Raw genomic sequence first — 661 nt, 5'->3', positions numbered from 1 at the left:
TGTCCCGTCGTCTCTTCACCTCGGAGTCTGTGACCGAGGGCCACCCCGACAAGATCGCTGACCAGATCAGCGACACGATTCTCGACGCGCTCCTGCGGGAGGACCCGACCTCCCGGGTCGCCGTGGAGACCCTGATCACGACGGGCCTCGTGCACGTCGCCGGTGAGGTCACCACGAAGGCGTACGCGCCGATCGCCCAGCTCGTGCGCGAGAAGATCCTCGACATCGGCTACGACTCGTCCAAGAAGGGCTTCGACGGCGCTTCCTGCGGCGTCTCGGTGTCCATCGGCGCGCAGTCCCCCGACATCGCGCAGGGCGTCGACACGGCCTACGAGAAGCGTGTCGAGGGCGATGAGGACGAGCTCGACAAGCAGGGCGCGGGCGACCAGGGCCTGATGTTCGGCTACGCGTGCGACGAGACCCCGGAGCTGATGCCGCTCCCGATCCACCTCGCGCACCGCCTGTCGCGCCGCCTGTCCGAGGTCCGCAAGAACGGGACCATCCCGTACCTGCGCCCCGACGGCAAGACCCAGGTCACCATCGAGTACGACGGCGACAAGGCCGTCCGTCTCGACACGGTCGTCGTCTCCTCGCAGCACGCGTCCGACATCGACCTGGACTCGCTGCTCGCGCCCGACATCCGCGAGTTCGTCGTCGAGCA

General features: G+C 68.1%; 1 protein-coding gene. It reads left to right on the top strand.

What is annotated here, in order from left to right; translation table 11 throughout:
* Nucleotides 1-661 (top strand): S-adenosylmethionine synthetase N-terminal domain-containing protein (locus tag IE269_RS42830; protein ID WP_318299720.1); only part of this gene is annotated, 661 nt, incomplete at both ends.

It is taken from the genome of Streptomyces spiroverticillatus, from assembly GCA_014650415.1.
GTDB classification, from domain to species: domain Bacteria; phylum Actinomycetota; class Actinomycetes; order Streptomycetales; family Streptomycetaceae; genus Streptomyces; species Streptomyces spiroverticillatus.
Note: the sequence above shows the minus strand (reverse complement) of the source record. Positions and strands in the feature narration are given on the sequence as shown.